Annotated in this window: 5 protein-coding genes and 3 pseudogenes; 2 read left to right on the top strand and 6 right to left on the bottom strand. The window is 46.7% G+C overall.

The window, feature by feature from the left end:
- Nucleotides 1-105 precede the first annotated feature (105 nt).
- Together C9I98_RS17735 and C9I98_RS17730 are read left to right on the top strand one after the other, a co-directional pair.
- Nucleotides 106-1,359, top strand: coding sequence for an NADH:ubiquinone reductase (Na(+)-transporting) subunit B (locus C9I98_RS17735; protein ID WP_036817801.1), 1,254 nt, complete (start codon nucleotides 106-108; stop codon nucleotides 1,357-1,359).
- A gap of 319 nt (nucleotides 1,360-1,678) precedes the next feature.
- Entirely contained in the window at nucleotides 1,679-2,344 is a 666-nt protein-coding gene (locus C9I98_RS17730) for a PEP-CTERM sorting domain-containing protein (protein WP_036817803.1), read from the top strand.
- Nucleotides 2,345-2,439: 95 nt separating this feature from the next.
- Here C9I98_RS17730 and C9I98_RS27145 read toward each other — a convergent pair.
- The 6 genes and pseudogenes from C9I98_RS27145 to C9I98_RS17710 all read right to left on the bottom strand — a co-directional run.
- Nucleotides 2,440-4,077 (bottom strand): annotated as a pseudogene (locus tag C9I98_RS27145) (cadherin-like domain-containing protein); the annotation flags it as partial.
- 345 nt (nucleotides 4,078-4,422) lie between these two features.
- A pseudogene (locus C9I98_RS27140) lies at nucleotides 4,423-7,035 on the bottom strand (cadherin-like domain-containing protein); the annotation flags it as partial.
- Between the two features lie 966 nt (nucleotides 7,036-8,001).
- Nucleotides 8,002-11,115, bottom strand: a pseudogene (locus tag C9I98_RS27135) (tandem-95 repeat protein); the annotation flags it as partial.
- A 472-nt stretch (nucleotides 11,116-11,587) separates the two neighbouring features.
- A complete protein-coding gene (locus C9I98_RS17720) occupies nucleotides 11,588-13,972 on the bottom strand; it encodes a response regulator (protein ID WP_107272282.1) in 2,385 nt (794 codons plus the stop codon).
- The gene (locus C9I98_RS17715; RefSeq protein ID WP_036816385.1) at nucleotides 13,973-15,385 is read right to left on the bottom strand and encodes an HlyD family type I secretion periplasmic adaptor subunit; all 1,413 of its coding nucleotides are present in this window, start codon (nucleotides 15,383-15,385) and stop codon (nucleotides 13,973-13,975) included.
- Between the two features lie 20 nt (nucleotides 15,386-15,405).
- On the bottom strand, nucleotides 15,406-17,553 hold the full coding sequence (locus C9I98_RS17710) for a peptidase domain-containing ABC transporter (RefSeq protein ID WP_036816383.1): 2,148 nt from the start codon (nucleotides 17,551-17,553) through the stop codon (nucleotides 15,406-15,408).
- Nucleotides 17,554-17,556: the final 3 nt, after the last annotated feature.

Here is a 17,556-nt window from a genome sequence, read left to right as displayed (position 1 = left end):
GGTTAGTGGTTTATATTTAAACTATTGCTAATCGCAATGACCACTCAGCCCGTAACAACAGTAGTACTGGTGAGCTTCTTCACTAGGATTCGTGAGGGCTAAAGAATGAGTCTTAAATCTACACTAGAAAAACTCGAACACGCTTTTGAGCCAGGTGGCAAATATCAAAAGTGGTTTCCGCTCTATGAGGCATTCGCCACCCTGCTTTACACTCCGGGACAAGTGACTAAAAGCACAACCCATGTACGCGATAGCATCGATCTGAAGCGGATCATGATCATGGTATGGCTTGCCGTATTCCCAGCCATGTTTTGGGGAATGTACAACGTCGGCCACCAAGCTATCGTTGCCTTGTACTCGCTCTATACACCAGAGCAAATCACAGCGCTTATTGACAGTAATTGGCATTACTCTGCCACCATTGCTCTTGGTGGGAGCATGGCCGAGTCAGCCAGCTGGGCCAGTAAGATGCTGCTGGGCGCCGTCTATTTCTTCCCGGTTTATATTACGGTGTTTATTGTCGGTGGTTTTTGGGAGGTACTGTTTGCGATCATCAGAAAGCATGAAATCAACGAAGGCTTTTTTGTTTCGTCGATTCTGTTTGCGTTGATCTTGCCACCAACCATTCCACTTTGGCAGGCAGCCTTGGGGATCACGTTTGGTATTGTGGTAGCCAAAGAAATCTTTGGCGGTACCGGGCGGAACTTCCTGAACCCAGCATTGGCTGGCCGTGCCTTCCTTTACTTTGCCTATCCGGCACAAAGTTCCGGAGGCTTAGTATGGACCGCTGCCGACGGTTACTCCGGCGCAACCGCCCTCAGCCAATGGGCTGAAAACGGTCAAACGGCGTTAATTCATAATGCAACAGGCGAAACCATCAGCTGGATGGACGCTTTTGTCGGTAACATCCCTGGCTCAATAGGTGAAGTCTCCACCCTGTTTTTACTTCTCGGCGGCTTGATGATCTTGTTCATGGGCGTGGCATCGTGGCGAATTGTTGTCGGCGTGATGGTGGGAATGATAGCAACATCGACCCTGCTCAATATGATTGGATCCGACTCTAACCCAATGTTCTCCATGCCGTTTTGGTGGCACTTGGTGCTGGGTGGCTTTGCCTTCGGTATGTTTTTCATGGCAACCGACCCCGTCTCTGCGGCGTTTACCGATAAAGGGAAATGGGCGTACGGGATCCTGATTGGAGTCATGACGGTGTTTATCCGCGTGGTTAACCCCGCTTATCCCGAAGGCATTATGCTCGCTATCTTGTTTGCTAATCTGTTCGCACCACTATTCGATAACTTTGTAGTCAGTGCCAATATCAAACGCCGACAAAAACGGGCGCTCAATCTGAAATCATGACTAAGCAACTAAGCCTGTGTTTTCTTTCAAACCCTAAAACTTCTAACCATTATATGAGTGATAAACGAAACCCTGACCACATGGTTGGGGTTTTTAGGCTTTATGCATCATATTGCTGTCAGGAAGTTTTACACACCTCTAAAGCTCACATACTAACTCATTGAATTTTAGTAATAAAAAATCTGGCCCAATAGTTGCTCGTTATTAAAAGACAAATACTCAACCAAGCACATATGGGATAGCAGATTACACAGCAATATTAAATTGCCGTTTCTGTTAAGTAGTCGCCTTAATCGGGCAGTTAAAAAGGAATAATTCGATGAAGCATTCTAACTCACCATCAAAAACACTCATTCGTACACTAGCCGCATCATTGGCCCTAGCTGCCAGTGCGGTGATATCACTTCCCGCGCATGCCGTTTACATGCCTTTTGGTCCACAGAATGATATCGATATCAGTACTGTGACGAATGACTGGGGCTGGACATTGTGTGATACCCGCCGATACCGAGACAACAATGCTGGCGGTATCGCATCACTGGATCCATCTTGTCAAAACAGTGACTACATTATGCTGGCAGGACGCCGTACAGGTAACAATATTCTAGATGTGTTAGCAGCGACAACCGTACTTGATGCAACAACATTAACAGGCACAGGAGGTGGAGTAACAACAACCTCCAATGGTGCTGAGTGGTATTACAATCCAAATTATTCATGGGGTTTTGCTGGTATTGGGGATACTGTCAGTAAAAATTCATGTGATACCGCAGGTATGAATGAACGTGATCGCTTATGTTGGCATACGGTTAACTCTAGTGTTGGAGGCTGGCGAAGTGGTGACAATCTTTGGTTAAATAGCAGCACAAGCTTTGAAAAACTCGTCTTCGTTGCCAACTCTGTGCCAGAGCCGGGCACATTGGCTGTCTTAACTCTTGCGGTTGCAGGCCTAGGCTTAACCCGCAGAAAGACACGCAAACACTAAGCGCTGCTCCTATTCACAGCAAATAAATCGAAGGCCATAACCCATCGGGTTATGGCCTTGTCGTTGAGTGACAGACTATGAGTTGCTATTGGCAATTAGAAATTATTGTCATCAAAGCTCATATCCTCTTGCTGGTTAGTATTCATATCATCGTCACCGCCTGCACCTTCATCCATCAGCGGATCGAAGCCATCTTGTCCGCCATTGTCTTGCGTCCAATCTGTTTCTTCACCCTGCTGATCATCCTGCTGCTCGTTAGCTTGCGGCGACGTATTACCAATATTATCGTCATCAAAATTAACGGTGACAGTGTCACTATCACCCACTTGCTCATACATATTGTCATAGCCGGTCATAGTGATATCGAGGCTACCACTGAAGTTTTCATCGGCAACCAACGTGAAGCTATCATCGCCACTTACCGTATAGCTACCATCGCCATTATCTAGCGCCGAATCAACGCTCACCCCCTCTTCAAGTCCTGAAATCACAACGACATCAAGATCAGGGTTATCAGTGATCGCGTCCGGGATTGGGATTTCCAAGCTATCGCCCGGCACACCATAATAATCAGCCTCTGCAGATTCAATCGCGATGTCTTCCTGTTCAATCTCCTGCACGTTCTGATCTCCCGCCTCCTCTAGGAAGAAGGACACAACAGCTTGCTGTTCAGGCTCACCATCCACGCTATAACTCACATTGAGGGCTATTTCACTATCGGCATCATCGTTTGGCCAGAAGCTATAGCTACCATCTGGATTATCAAACAACATACCGTCATCACCGTCATAACTCACTTCGCTAATTGTGATACCGTCATGATCATCTATCCCTGCTTGGTTCAGAATATCAGTATCCGTAAAGTTCACCGTTCCGTTGGAATCCGCAGCAAAAGCCTGAGCAGGCTCAGTACTCTCTTGCGACTCTTCAACAGTGAACTGATATAAACCCGGTACACTGGCTTCACCGTCATTCACATCATAAGAAACACTGGCATCACCGCTCCATCCTTCATCGGGAATGAAAGTCCAGGTCTCACTGTCTTCTTCAACAATTCGCCCTTCACCTTCATCCACCATAACATTTGAAACATCTAAACTGTCGCGATCAGCCTCCGGCCAACTTTGTAGCAGTGTTTCCGTGGTAAGGGTTACCGCATTATCAGGGTATGCTTCTTCAACGGTTACAGTCATCGCCTGCAATACAGTATCTGTACCATCATTCACACTGTAACTAATCTCGGCTTCCCCATGCCAGCCGGGTTCAGGTATGAAACTATAAGTGCCATTCTCAGCAGTCAGTACACCTTCCCCTTGGGTGATTTGTACTTGGCTTACGGTTAAGTCATCACCATCTGCATCCGTGATATTGGAAAGTAAATCAGCGTCACTAAAGTTCAGAGTCCCATCTTCCGTCATCTCATGAACAAGCGCTTGTGTACTTTGCGGCACGGCATTATCACTTTGTTGCGTGGATTCAACGCCAAGGGTGATACCCGCATCCTGCGCATTCCCCTCGGCATCAACAACTTGGAAGGTAACATGCACTTGCCCGGTAAAATCAGGGGCCGGAGTGAAAGTCACATTACCATCTTGGTCAATGTCGATTTCGCCTTGGCTCGAATCGACAAGGTTAAGGTGCTCGATAGTGAAGTCATTGCCTTCAACTTCCAATTCCGAAAGCGATAACAATTCATCAGCGGTTAGCTCGATCACCTCATTAGCTTCACCTTGAACTGCCTCATCAACAATGGTTGCCTCGGCCGCTGGCATATTTGAAATTTCGTCACCGTAATCAACTGTTGTCGCCGTTACTGTGACGAAGAAGTTTCCTGACCAGTTTGCCGGTGGTGTAATTTCCAGTACATCAACATCCCAGTTCATTAAATTGATCTGCTGACCTTCCTCGGTGATCTCGACCGTATTAACACCATCACTGACAATGAAGCCTACCGGATAACCTGACATTACCAATGCTGTCATCGATTCTGAATCATCCACCATGGTGATATTCAGATCTAAAATTCCGCTACCATCTTCCGTAATCAACAATGGGCCATCATTTTCAGTCGTGATCATGGCGCCATCAGCGACCGGGCGAACATAAACAGGCATTGATGTTTCGTAAGTTGCCTGCCCATCCGTGACCTCGACCGTCATTGCAATGCTGCCAGCAAAGTCATCAGCAGGCACAAAGGTCCAAGTACCATCTTGGTTATCAACCACCTCGCCTTGCGCTTCTTCACCGTCGGCGGTCAGTACTCGTGATATTGACACTGTTTCGCTATCAATATCATCGAACAAGCCAAGAAGTGATTCGGATGTGAAAGTGACGCCTTCGTCCTCTAACGTAGTCAGCGATGCATTGCCGGTTGCAAACGGCGCGTCATTAACAGGAATAACATCTACATTCACCGTCCCTTCGACAGTATGTTCGCCATCTGTCACGCTGTAGGTTAGCTCAACCATACCGTTGAAATCTGGCGGTGGTGCAAATGAATAGCTACCGTCTTGATTCGGCGTTAACGTCCCCCCCAGTGGCGCTTTTATCTCAAGGCCAACCAGTGACAGCTCGTCACCTTCGATATCCGTCACCTGGCTCAACAAGAAATCAGGATGAAGAACTAGCTCCTGATCTTCATTGACCTCAGCCGCGAGCGGCTGCTGGACTTCCGGTGCGTCGTTCACGGCTTCAAAATCAATGAAAATACTGTTTTCTGAAATCAATTCACCATCAGTGACCTTATAAGTCAGTTCAACAGTGCCGTTATAGTCTTCATTGGGAATAACGCTGTAAGTACCGTCACCATTGTCTTGTAAGGTTGCATCATTACCGACCAACGTCAGATCAATGATGTCGAGATCCAAGCTATCAATGTCTGATGCTTGCTCAAGCAGCTGCTGCTCAGTAATGACCACAGGTGCAAACTGCGTCGAACTTTCTGATTGTGAGTAAGCTTCTGATAACTGTGCCGATAGCTCAATAGGCTCATTCGCTTGATTTTCTTGATGGTGGAAGACAACCTCTTCGGTCATTTCCGAACCATCAACATCAATAGAAGTAAAGACAGCGGAGTCTGGTGCAACTTGTGACACTGTCATGTTTTGTACAACATAAGTACCATTGCCTTGAATCGTTCCTAGCTCAAAGCGCGCCACAGGTTCATCGGCAGTCAGGGTATAAGTCGTCACATAACTGTTAGGATCGTCTTTGTGGTAGGTTTCCGAATCAATCACTTCACCTTCGGCATTAAAGGCCTTAATTTCGACTTCCGTAAAGTGTTTTGAAGACTCCATAAACCAGCCACCTAGCCCATCCAAGGTGAAGCTAATTTGGTTTATGTTTTCACCATCAATTTCGACTGTTAGCTTTTCATCTCCACTTAGGCCATTACGGTCACTATCACCAATACCATGACCAATATGTGTATTGCCGTTCCAAGCACCTAGCGGGCCATCATTGCTGGAGGTGGTTACCGTAAGATCACCATCAGTAAACTGACGGGTATGACTGTCAACCGCCTCTCCCCAGTCATCAAGTTTGGCATTATCGTCAAAGGTACCAATCATGCTGTCGTGAGTAACGGCCTGAACCGCATCTTCATCAGGCACGCAGCGGATCTCGGTGTCATGCGCCACCTCATCCCCAACTTGCATGATTACCCACTCATCATCAATAAAGGCTTCAATTGAACCAAATTCAGGTTCTTGATCGAGGCGAATCATTGGCTCTTCACGCATTGATACGCCAACAATTGTATCTTCTTGCGCTGTTAGGAATATCTCATCGCCAGCATCAGGCGCATCGTTAACCGGGTTGACGGTTACATCAACGGTGCTTTGAACAGTTTCTGTGCCATCAAATATATCGAAGTTCAAATCCAAAGAGCCATTAAAATTCTCTGGTGGCGTTACATCAAAACTGCCATCCGGGTTTGGCGTAATTTCCACATCCGGGTTAGCCGAGGTGAGATTGCTTGCCGTTAATTCATCGCCATCAATATCGGTGGCATGTACTAGCAAATCATCCTGAGTGAAGCGTAAGGTACCATCCTCATCCATCACCGCTTCTACAGGCGCACCGGCTTCAGGACCATCATTAACCGGAGTGACCGTTAAATCAACACCACTGGATACGATCTCTTCACCATCCGAGATGTCAAAGCTGAGCGCTAAGTCACCGTTAAAGTTCTCTGGCGTGGAAATGGTGAAGCTGCCATCGGGGTTTGGCGTGATCTCCACATCCGGATTAGCCGAAGTAAGATTGCTAGCAGTTAAATCGTCACCGTCAATATCGGTAACATTTGCCAGTAAGTCATCTTGGGTTAGGGTCAGCTCACCATCTTCATCCATGGTGGCTTCGATATGATCGCCCGCTTCCGGTGCATCGTTAACCGGAGTAACCGTTAAATCTAACTGGGATGGGGTTGTAAATTCACCATCGGTGATGTCGTATGACAATGCAAGATCACCATGGAAATCCTGTGGCGGCGTAATGGTAAAGGTACCATCGCCATTATCTCGAATATCAACATCGGGATTATCTGACGCCAGATTTTGAGCAACAAGGTTATCACCATCAGCATCTGACGCATTGGCTAGCAATTCTGCTTGGTTAACCGTCACTGAGTTGTCTTCGGCGGTATTGGCCGAAGCAGGCCCGGACGTTTCCGGTGCAAACTCCCTCGCGTCTACATGGATAGTTTGTGAAACACTGGCCTCGTCATCGTTTGATAGTTCTCTGGCTGTTGCTTCAACGACAATATCAAATTCATCATTAAAGTCATCGGGCAGCTGAAGGCTAATAGTGTCTTCAAGGGCTACGGTAGGCAATACAATTGGAGTTTCACCATCCGATATTATTTCACCACTATAAATAGTGCTGTTCACCTCACCCATATCGATGGTAAACATGAAGTCATCAAAATCTCGGTCTCCACCGCCCAGCAAATCTTCTATACCGTAAACAATCTCCCCATCTTGATTCATCGAAGTACGAGTATGCTGGAAGTTGTCTTGGTTAAGGTGAGCACTACTACCACCATGGAACACCGCATCACCAAACTGGCTACGAATCACTGTTTCACTGCCATCATCACCAATGAACACAAGCTGAGGATCCGTTGAATCCATCGTCGCAGGATTACCTTCGTTATCGCGGAATTCATAATGGCCTTCACCTAGATCATCAAAGTCATTCTTCCTAAAGCCATTTGGGATAACGAACAGGTTAAAACTTTCACCTTGTTCAATATCAAAGCTGAATTGAGTTTCACCTGGGCGTAAGTCGCCACCGCCACGTATCTGAGAGGCATTTTCATAAACAAGATCTACACCTGTAATATTGCCTTCTTCATCAACCTTGTAGTAGCCCACTGAATTCCTGAATCCAGCGCCCTCACCTTCAAAGGTTACCGTGACTTCGGTATCTGCATAGCTGGTTAACCCGTTATCTTGCGCTTCTAACACTTCGTTACCATCATAGCGAAGTACACCGCCTTCAGGGATGCCATCAACGGTGACAGTCAGTGATTCAGAAAGGTCTTGATCATTTAGGCTGGCGGCTATATTCAGCTCAATGGCGTCATCCGGATCAGTGTCGATTTCATTGCCCGGAATCACATTGCCGTCACCGTCCGTAACGGCTAAATTCGGTGAATCCGCAATCGCCTCAACAGTAAGGTCAACGCCAGCCTGAACCGTTTCTTCACCATCTGAAATGTCATAACTTAAATACAATTCGCCACTGAAATTTTCCGGCGTGGTAATGGTAAAGCTGCCATCTGGGTTCGGCGTGATTTCCACATCCGGATTGGCCGAAGTCAAGCTACTCGCAGTGAGATCGTCGCCGTCAATATCAGTGGCATTCGCCAGCAAGTCGTCCTGCGTCAGTATTAGCTCACCATCTTCGTCCATGGTGGCTTCGATATGATCGCCTGCTTCCGGTGCGTCGTTCACTGGCGTTACTGTTAAATCCACACCGCTGGATACGGTCTCTTCGCCATCGGAGATGTCATAGCTCAGGTATAGATCACCGTTAAAGTTTTCCGGCGTGGTAATAGTGAAGCTGCCATCGGGGTTCGGCGTAATTTCCACATCCGGATTGGCTGACGTTAAGTTACTCGCGGTTAAATCGTCGCCATCAATGTCGGTGGCATTCGCTAACAAGTCGTCTTGCGTCAGAATGAGCTCACCATCTTCGTCCATGGTGGCTTCGATATGATCGCCAGCTTCCGGTGCGTCGTTCACTGGTGTAACCGTTAAATCTACCCCGCTGGAGACGGTCTCTTCGCCATCGGAGATGTCATAGCTCAGGTATAGATCACCGTTAAAGTTTTCCGGCGTGGTAATGGTAAAGCTACCATCTGGGTTCGGCGTGATTTCCACATCCGGATTGGCTGACGTTAAGTTACTCGCGGTTAAATCGTCACCGTCAATATCAGTGGCATTCGCCAGTAAGTCGTCCTGCGTCAGAATTAGCTCACCATCTTCGTCCATGGTGGCTTCGATATGATCGCCTGCTTCCGGCGCGTCGTTCACTGGCGTCACCGTTAAATCCACACCGCTGGAGACGGTCTCTTCGCCATCGGAGATGTCAAAGCTGAGTGCCAAGTCGCCGTTAAAGTTTTCAGGCGTGGTAATAGTGAAGCTGCCATCTGGGTTTGGCGTGATTTCCACATCCGGGTTGGCCGAGGTTAAGTTACTCGCGGTGAGATCATCGCCGTCAATATCAGTGGCATTCGCTAACAAGTCATCTTGAGTTAGGGTCAGCTCACCATCTTCATCCATGGTAGCTTCGATATGATCGCCCGCTTCCGGTGCGTCGTTAACGGGCGTAACCGTTAAATCTACCCCGCTGGAGACGGTCTCTTCGCCATCGGAGATATCATAGCTAAGCGCCAAGTCGCCGTTAAAGTTTTCAGGCGTGGTAATGGTGAAGCTGCCATCTGGGTTCGGCGTGATTTCCACATCCGGATTGGCTGACGTTAAGTTACTCGCGGTTAAATCGTCACCGTCAATATCAGTGGCATTCGCCAGTAAGTCGTCCTGCGTCAGAATTAGCTCACCATCTTCGTCCATGGTGGCTTCGATATGATCGCCCGCTTCCGGTGCGTCGTTGACTGGCGTAACAGTTAGATCCACACCACTGGAGACGGTCTCTTCGCCATCGGAAATATCAAAACTCAGCGCCAAGTCACCGTTAAAGTTTTCCGGCGTGGTAATGGTAAAGCTGCCATCTGGGTTCGGCGTGATTTCCACATCCGGATTGGCCGAGGTCAAGTCACTCGCGGTGAGATCATCACCGTCAATATCGGTGGCATTCGCTAACAAATCATCTTGGGTTAGGGTCAGCTCACCATCTTCGTCCATGGTGGCTTCGATATGATCGCCGGCTTCTGGTGCATCGTTGACTGGCGTCACCGTTAAATCCACACCGCTGGATATCGTCTCTTCGCCATCGGAGATGTCATAGCTCAGCGCCAAATCACCGTTGAAGTTTTCCGGCGTGGTAATGGTGAAGCTACCATCGGGGTTCGGCGTGATTTCCACATCCGGATTGGCTGACGTTAAGTTACTCGCGGTGAGATCGTCACCGTCAATATCGGTGGCATTCGCCAGCAAGTCGTCCTGCGTCAGAATAAGCTCACCATCTTCATCCATGGTGGCTTCGATGTGATCGCCTGCTTCCGGTGCGTCGTTCACTGGCGTAACCGTTAAATCCACACCACTGGATACGGTCTCTTCGCCATCGGAGATGTCATAGCTCAGGTATAGATCACCATTAAAGTTTTCCGGCGTGGTAATGGTAAAGCTGCCATCTGGGTTCGGCGTGATTTCCACATCCGGATTGGCCGAGGTCAAGTCACTCGCGGTGAGATCATCACCGTCAATATCGGTGGCATTCGCTAACAAATCATCTTGGGTTAGGGTCAGCTCACCATCTTCGTCCATGGTGGCTTCGATATGATCGCCGGCTTCTGGTGCATCGTTGACTGGCGTCACCGTTAAATCCACACCGCTGGATATCGTCTCTTCGCCATCGGAGATATCATAGCTAAGCGCCAAGTCGCCGTTAAAGTTTTCAGGCGTGGTAATGGTGAAGCTGCCATCTGGGTTCGGCGTGATTTCCACATCCGGATTGGCTGACGTTAAGTTACTCGCGGTTAAATCGTCACCGTCAATATCAGTGGCATTCGCCAGTAAGTCGTCCTGCGTCAGAATGAGCTCACCATCTTCGTCCATGGTGGCTTCGATATGATCGCCCGCTTCCGGTGCGTCGTTGACAGCCTCAACATTGACTTCAAATACCTGTTCGGTGATTTCCTGATCCCAGTCACTCGGGGCTTCTTCCCCTTCACCAGGAGCGACATTGACAGCAAAATTTTCAGATGAAATAGCAACATCAGGTTCATCTTGCTGCGGGCTATTATTTCCGCCTTGCGGTGCACTATCGTTATTTTGTGCAGCTTGCGGGCCACCTTGGGGAGTTGGTTCATCATTCTGTTGACGGCCCGCGCCACTTCTTGGAGAAGGCCCAGACTGCCCACCTACTGACTGAACACCCGGATCATTATCATCACCAGCGTCATTTTCATCATTGCCTTCTACAACTTGGTTTTCAGCATTCTCTTGAGATTCGCCCTCACCTTGAGGTGAATTTCCTCCATCTTGTTGCTGATTTGAAGGTTCACCCTCACCTGAATCTTGGCCTTGCTCACCCCCACCTTGCTGGTTCTGACCACCCTGTCCAAGTGCGTCATTACTCACCATGACATTGGCATTCAGCTGATTCTCTTGCTGTCGCTGTTGTTGGGCCGCTTGTTCAGAATTTGAAGACTCTCCCGATGTTTCGACGGCTTCATTAAGAATTTTCTCATCCTGAGATGGCTGTTGATTACTACTCATACTGACTCCCTTCAATATCCAGCACAGCAAATATGTTTAAGCCAACCATGTTTTAAGCGGCAGGCGCAGTTATGCAATATATAAAGTGTGGTAGTAGTTATTATTCCCAGCAAATAAAACACACTCTCAAGTCCAACAAATCAGACATAGATCAACTATTTATATAAAAAAAATCAGCCTCACACTGGTGAGGCTGATTCATTTGCTCATTATCAAACTTGTTTTATATACTAAAAGCTTTTTAAAAAGGGAGCTTTCCTGCAAACCTTCGCCTTGAACTGAACGGGCAGACATCCCTCTGAACCCTTCACCTTGAAGTAACTTGGGTATAATTCCATTAGCTATACCGGCTAATCATGTTAAATATGGTTTCGTACTTGTATGGCTTGAGTAATACGTTATCCATTCCAGAATTTAAGCACTCATTAATTTCTTCTTGGGTGGTTAACGCCGTATTACCAATAATGACCACCTTGCGACTTAACTGCCCAGTTTGCTGCAAAGTACGCTCTTTGTCCCGGATAGTTTGGGTTGCTTCAATCCCTGACATACCTGGCATCAAACAGTCCATAAAAATAATGTCATACTCGTTCTCTTGCCACTCATCAATGGCGCGCTCACCACTATTAACAACTTTAACGTTGGCACCAACACGCTTGAGCATACGAGATAAAATAAACTGCTGTGAAGGGTCGTCATCGACCACCAGCAGTTGTTTCTCGACAAAACGTTCTTCCTTATTTACTTGCCCGCTTTGACCAGCTGGCAACTCAGACACATTCTGATTAGAGATAAATTCAGACAATGCAGTGATGTCATCATGGTAAATAGGATAATGCCAAATAGCAGCTAAACGAGCAGTTAACTCTTCAGGCAGCTCATTGCGCCTAGACACAAACACCGTTCGCCCGTGCGTTCGACCCGTCACGCCTTTTAGCATGGTGGCCATATTTACCCCCTCAAAGCCATCCATCAAAATCACACAGCTATAAGCAAGACCACTGGCTACCCGCTTCATTAACTGGTGAAGCGAGCTAACAACTTCAAAATTCAATCCATTATCATGAAGCTTCAGCAACAATAACTCACGTTCCAGACATGGCTCACCACATACGACAATGTTCGCCGCTGCGGGCTTGCCGTTTGACTCTATTCGAGCTGTTGCCACTAGTTCAAAGGTTAGTTCTGCTGCTATTGATTCATCTTTTAGTGGTTTGAATATGACATCACCGGTAAAGAAATTGCTGACCAGTTTTGAATAGAAATTATCATCAAACTTACCGGTGCCACGCTCCGTATTCAGGTTGAATTGGTGGCGTAATGTATCAAGGGTATTAAAGTCATCGAGCACGGGTAATAGAGTGACCGACAGTTTAACTTTATCCAATGCGGTACTGTCACAATCGACAACCAACATGAACTTTCTTGGCCCAACCTGTTCAATCAAGCGAACCAATACATTATATAGGCACCAGTAGAAACGGTAGTTATTACCTAAAGTCGACTGCGGTACCGCTGGCGTCACATAGAAATCAAGCTCTTTGTTCAACGCACGACATTTTGCATTCAACAGCACGACTACGCGCTTAATTTGCTCGCGTATATCTATCTTCTCATCAAGCGCTTGCTTGTTTTGCGAGAATACAGAAATGAAGTTATCAGACAGCTGCTCCAGCGATTCCAATGCAATGTTAATTTCCGAACTAAACACATTCTTATTTTCATCATCAACATCTTCATTGATTGATAAGCCACCCGCTACAATACTGGTTAGCGCATGGATTTCATAACCTAGAAATGATGCCAGAGACTGAAGCTTTTCATTCTCTATTTCTGTTTCTTTCAGTAGTTCAACTTTATGGGAGTTGGCCTTCATAACTAGCTTAATTAAAGCCGCAAGTTGGTCAATATCACTGGTATTCGCATCCTTTTCGATACTACCGTGAGCCTCAAGTAAGTGGCTCAAGTATTGAAGCTTCACCTTCTCTTTCTGGCGCAGTTTCCACTGCAGCATTAATAAGGCAAACAATACCGCTGAGACTATCAGTACACCCAGGGTAAGCAGAATGGCTCTTATTTTTTGCTGAGCAACTTGCTGTTCATAGTGTGTAATAAATTGACTCTTCGATTGAGTAAATACCTCACTTAACTCGCCCAGTGCACGTGTTAACCCTATTTCCACTTCCGTTGGTAAATTTAGTCCTTGCTGATAAGACGTTAGTGCTTGCGAGACCGATCTTAAAGGAACATCAACCGCCAACCCTACTTGAAGTTTATTCTGAGCATGAAACTGTTGGCTGGCTTGCGCCAGTTGTTCAATTTGAGTATTGATCGCTGCAAGTTCAGCGTCATTACCGCTTTCAAAGTCGCGGCTGGCGATCCCGACTAACCACATCGCATCAAGCAAATTAATCATGTTACCGAGCAAGGTTTGCGTCTCATCAACTTGAGCCGTTGATAGACCTTGCAATGTTTGGCGAATCGCAATCACTTGCTCTGGCTGTAGGATTTGACCATCTACGGCACTCCCGGCCTCAGTTAGCCCTACTTGATTAAACTCATAGTCCGATTCAATCAGTTCGACAACGTGCTCTTTTTGTTGCGCATTCTGTTGATAGGATGCCCAAATCAGCACAATGGCAACGCTGGCGATTAATGCCCCAACGATCCCTGCGGCCAACAGCAAACGCTTATAATTCCATTTAAAAAAGACACTCAACATTTACCGCTCCCTAAATGCTTCTTTTAATCCAAACACAACCGGCTTAACAACGTACTCGATCACCCTTTTCTCGCCAGTGCTGATATCCGCATTCATTTCCATACCCGGTTTCACTGGGAACTGTCCCCCCATCGCATTGAGGTTATTAGCTGCCAGTTTTACATCACCTTTGTAGTAAATCTCGTCTTCTTCACTAAATGTACTGGCGCTAATATTGGTTAAAATCCCTTCCAAAGCGCCGTACTTGGTGAAGTCATAGGTATCAAACTTAAGCGCAACGGGTTGGCCAACTTGAACAAACCCAATATCTTTTGGATTAATTTTAACTTCTGCCTTTAAGCCCTCTTCAAGCGGGATAATCTCAGCCAAAATACCACCTGGCTCCAACACAGCCGATTCATGCTTAATGGGGAGATCTTTAATAATGCCGTAGACAGGTGAACGGATCACCAAGCGTTCAGTTTTGTCGGTATCCACTCTGCGCGTTTGGCTTAGCTCCTGAATTTTATCTTCTTCCAGTTTTAGCTCGGCACTGTACTTCGCAAGCCGTGCTGAAACCGTCTGCTGCCATTGATTACGCAAGTCGATAAGCGCATCTTCCGTCGTCATGATCGACTCTTGCAGGTTTTCTATCTCACGGATCATATTCATTTCTTGGATTTGGCTATTCACCAACTCTAAATACGACGAAGTTTGCTGGTCGTATAACGTTTGGCGCATACGAACTTGTTCTTGAATTAGCTTGAGCTGCTTCTCCGATGACAACAATCGATTCGACATGCTCTCAACCAGCTTTTCTTTACTCTCAACCTGCCCAGATAAAAACGTATCTTCAGCATTAATTAATGCTTGTTCGGAAAGGTATAGTTGCTCATGCACAACACGCAGTGACTGATAATCGTCACTACCGTCATTAAGCACATTTTCAAACTCTGCAGGACGTGCATTCAGTAAGGCAACTAAGCGCTCCCTAGCAAACAAATGACTTAAGAGCTGGTTTTTAGAAATAGTATCTTGAGAGGTTCGACTTTCATCTTTCAAGGTCGCGATAATATCGCCCTTTTGCACCACATCCCCTTTACTCACGAAATACTCTTGAACCATCCCCCCTTCTAAATGTTGTAAGCGCTCTAATGTTGCGACTGGAACCAGTTCCCCACGTGCCGTTGAAACCTCTTCTAGCTTGGCAAAATACGACCATACCACCGCGAGCAAGAAGAAAATAAACACAGTTACCACGACCGTTCGCGTTGCTTTTCTTCCCGACAACATTTTACCTTCCAGCACATGTACAGCACTGTTGGTATGGCGATTCGTGTCCTTGCTTATCGCCTCTATTCGCTCAACAAAATCAGTCCGTTCATCCTTTTCGGTAAGCTGATTGTTTTTATAATCGACTAATTCTTCAGCCATAATAATTCCCTTTCAAACCACTACTTAATTTGCTTGGCTAGGCTAGTAATCACTTTATCTGAAGCACCGAAGTACTTCTGATTGCCCATCGCATCAAGTAGTAAGGCCTTATCAGATAATCGTAAATATTCCGTATTACGCGTTGCAATAACCACAGTCGCACCGCGGCTCAGTTCTTTCAGCTTTGCCCTAAACTGGTAGCTCGACTCAAGATCTAAGCCAAGACCCGGTTCATCAAGAATCACCAAGCCGGTTCGCTTGCAAAAAGCCATGGAAAGCTTCAACCTCACCTTAATACCGCTTGGTAGCGCATCCAAAAACAGCTTATCCAACACCGTATCGAGCCCATCAGGCAACCACTTCTCCAGCCCAAAGCTTTTCAGGGCTGACTGCATTTCAAAATCATCAATATTGCTAACAGCCAGCATGAAGTTTTGCCTTACCGTGCAGTTATACAGCCATGTGTCTTGCGGAATATAGGTAATCGCATTGCGGTAAACATAAGAAGGGAATTGCTGCAGGTTGTAGTTATCAACCACCACCTTCCCCTGATAATTGTCATAGAGGCCAGCAATAATCCGTAACAAGGTTGATTTACCCGAACCACTCGGCCCGACAATAGAAACGATGTCACCCTTGTAGAAATTCGCGCTGATCTGGGTAAGCCCGGTACTGGTTCCAGGGTAACGATAGTTGATATTCATCAGCTCAACATTGCCATCAAGTTGTTCAATTGGCAGTGAGTTACTCAATGAAGTGCGCTCATCATCTAAACTCATCAAGCGATTGATTTGATGGCCTGAAATTGACAGCTGCTTCATCCGAATAATGGTGTTATAGATTGCTTGCAACGGCCCTAACGCCTTCCATACCAACATCACCATGGCAATCATGACGCCAGGTTCAATCTCTTGAGCCAGCACGCCCTCCACCGTTACAACAATACTCAGCACCCCGATAAATTGGGTAAGGAAAGCGCCGAAATCACCAATAAAGCCTTGCAAACCCGCCAAGCGATAACTGTCTTTAGCCGACTGGCCATTTGCAATATCAAACCGTACTTTTAAAATTTGCGCCAACGGCAAAGATTTAATAATCCGCAGATTACCTAGCACCTCAAACCAACTGCTTTGCTTGTTGCTGTTGGCTCGTGAAGATTTCATCATTTGCGATTGATACTGAAAGCGAGCATAAAAACCAAAAGCGACAAACAGTGCAATACCGCCAAGCGTCACCAATGCAGCAGAGCCAGCAAGGATCACCAAAGCCCCAATGAAAATGACGATAAACGGCAAATCCAAATAGGCTAATGTGCCTGTACTGGTAACCAGCTTACGGAATTGGTCAATGTCTTTGATACGGGCAATTTGGTTTGTCACACCCGCATTTTTTATCAGTCGGTATGGCAGCCAGATCAGTTTGCAAAACACCTCATAGGAGATAGTCTCAGCCAGCTCCCGCCCCGAGGACGCCAAAATACGTAGGCGAACATTTTTCAACATGAATTCAAACGTACACGCAATGGTTGCCCCCACGGCAATCCAGCCCAGTGTCGACATGCTGCCACTGGTTAACGCCAGGTTATAAATGCTCATGATATAGAGCGGGGTCACCAAGCCCATTAAGTTGATGAAAAAGCTCAGTAGCAGCAGTAAATTCATCTCAGTTTTATAGCGGAAGAACGCATGCTTCAGCCAATTGGTTTTATCGGCTGTTTGCGGAGGCGGCTCTTTAAAATAACGAGAATAATCATCGATGAAGATAACGTTAACAACGTACTCTGGCGTCGACCGACTCTCAAGTTGGCCCGAGTAAGGATCCCATATCAGCACTTGGCCTTGGTTATATTCAACCACCAAGCCTTCGATACCATTCCCTTCGATATAAAACGGCACCGTCATGTTCTGATAGTGCTTAAGGTTTATCGTTTCCTGCGACGTTTTATAACCTAAACGGGTAAACGTCTTTTCGATATTGGCAAATGTGCTGTCTTCATCAAGGATGATAAAATCAGCCAACTTCTCTGCGGTGCCCTCCCAGCCAATCGCCACCAGCCATGTCGACATAGTGGAGACCAGCGGATTCTTTTCGTTAACCTGCCCTATCCAACTGTGGTTGAACGTTTTTAGTCGCTGGTTAACGTCGGCGATGTTGACAAATCCCTGCATACG

This window comes from Photobacterium sanctipauli, from assembly GCF_003026495.1.
GTDB lineage: Bacteria > Pseudomonadota > Gammaproteobacteria > Enterobacterales > Vibrionaceae > Photobacterium > Photobacterium sanctipauli.
Note: the sequence above shows the minus strand (reverse complement) of the source record. Positions and strands in the feature narration are given on the sequence as shown.

Coding starts and splice junctions, on each gene's coding strand:
- C9I98_RS17735 (WP_036817801.1), top strand. CDS start 106: ATGAGTCTTAAATCTACACTAGAAAAACTCGAACACGCTTTTGAGCCA.
- C9I98_RS17730 (WP_036817803.1), top strand. CDS start 1,679: ATGAAGCATTCTAACTCACCATCAAAAACACTCATTCGTACACTAGCC.
- C9I98_RS17720 (WP_107272282.1), bottom strand. CDS start 13,972: ATGTTGAGTGTCTTTTTTAAATGGAATTATAAGCGTTTGCTGTTGGCC.
- C9I98_RS17715 (WP_036816385.1), bottom strand. CDS start 15,385: ATGGCTGAAGAATTAGTCGATTATAAAAACAATCAGCTTACCGAAAAG.
- C9I98_RS17710 (WP_036816383.1), bottom strand. CDS start 17,553: ATGCAGGGATTTGTCAACATCGCCGACGTTAACCAGCGACTAAAAACG.